1 pseudogene is annotated in these 314 nt (G+C 80.9%); it reads right to left on the bottom strand.

Annotation, left to right across the window (positions count from 1 at the left end):
- Positions 1-296 (bottom strand): annotated as a pseudogene (locus tag V5O49_RS00245) (hypothetical protein); the annotation flags it as partial.
- Positions 297-314 lie beyond the last annotated feature (18 nt).

Genomic DNA, 314 nt, shown 5'->3' with positions numbered 1-314 from the left:
CCCGATGCTGTGGGCGTGAAATCTGCAGGCTCGCGACGTTCCGGGCCGGCGGATTTCACGCCCCCAGCGCACCGGGAGACGAGGGCCGAGGCGACGGCTCCGCCGAGCCCGCGCGCCGCGCCCCGCGCGCCGGTCCCGAGCAGCCCCTCGAGGACGACGACGGCGCCGGCGGCGTCGTCGGCCCCGGCCCCGGGCCGCTCCGGCGTGGCGGCGAGGACGACGACCGTCCCTCCGGCGCCGCGCACCGCGACGAGCCCCCCGGCGTGGACGCGGACGGAGGTGAGGCCCGCGGTCACCGCGACACCGCGGCGGGC

The organism is Isoptericola haloaureus (assembly GCF_036689775.1).
GTDB lineage: Bacteria > Actinomycetota > Actinomycetes > Actinomycetales > Cellulomonadaceae > Isoptericola > Isoptericola haloaureus.
This window is presented reverse-complemented; position numbering and strand designations above follow the sequence as displayed.